Source organism: Actinocorallia lasiicapitis (assembly GCF_054778695.1).
The window spans coordinates 1-1,116 of record NZ_BAAGZI010000761.1; the positions used below are offsets into that span (position 1 = coordinate 1).

The 1,116-nt window shown below is 73.0% G+C and carries 1 protein-coding gene; it reads left to right on the plus strand.

The window, feature by feature from the left end; translation table 11 throughout:
* Positions 1-266: 266 nt before the first annotated feature.
* Positions 267-1,116, plus strand: an 850-nt coding sequence (locus ACYVE7_RS34430; RefSeq protein ID WP_460370812.1) for a chaplin family protein, incomplete at its 3' end; no start/stop codon positions are given.

Here is a 1,116-nt window from a genome sequence, read left to right on the forward strand (position 1 = left end):
GGCTGGGCTGCCCTTCCCCACCGGCGCGCGGTGGCCGCTGCGGCCGCCCCGCGCCCCGTGCTCGTCCCCGCGTCTCGGCTCGGCGCCGGTCTTCCCCCGGTCAACGCCGTGGTGGACGAGCCTTCCTTCTCACCCGACTAGCCGGCGCACCGCCGCGCATGGGGCCTCCCACGCCCTCAGGTCGTCACGCACAGTGATCGACGGTGACGCGCGCCTGCCTCAGTCATGTTCCACCGAATTCCCCAAAAAATCTTAGGAGTACCACTATGCGTATGTGGGCCAAGAGCGGTCGCACCGTTCTCCTCACCGCCGGCTTCGTCGCCCTCGGCGCGGGCATCATCCCCGGCGCGGCGTTCGCCGACACGACCGACGGCACCGGCTCGCTGCTGGGCGGCAACCAGATCGAGGCGCCCGTCGCGGCGCCGATCGACGTCAGCGGCAACGCCCTGGCCGTGTTCGGCGACGCCAACGCGACGTCCACCGGCGGCTCCAAGGTCGTCAACCAGGGCGGCGGCAGCAGCGGCAAGACGTCCGGCAAGGAGTCGGTCGGCGGCGGCAACCAGGTCAACGCGCCGGTCTCCGCGCCGATCAACGCCTGCGGCAACGCCGTCGCGATCTTCGGTACGGCGGACGCGGGCTGCAAGGGCGGCGCGACCGTCGACAACCAGGGGAGTAACGGCGGCGACCAGACCGACGGCACCCACTCGGCGGCGGGCGGCAACCAGGTCACCGCGCCGATCTCCGCGCCGGTCGACGCGTGCGGCAACGCAGTCGCCCTGTTCGGCTCGTCGGAGGCGGGCTGCGAGGGCGGTGCGGAGGCCGTCAACGAGGGCGGCTCGCAGGGCAACAAGACGTCAGGGAAGTCGTCGGCTGCGGGCGGCAACCAGGTGTACGCGCCGGTCGCCGCGCCGGTGAACGTCTGCGGGACGTCCGCGGGCGCGTTCGGTGACGCCGTCGCCGGCTGCAAGGGCGGCGCGAAGGTCGTCAACCAGGGCGGCACCGGCGGCATGGAGACCAACGGCGAGAAGTCGGTGCTCGGCGGCAACCAGGTCGACGCGCCGGTCTCCGCGCCGATCAACGCCTGCGGCAACGCCGTCGCCGCGACGTCGGACGCGG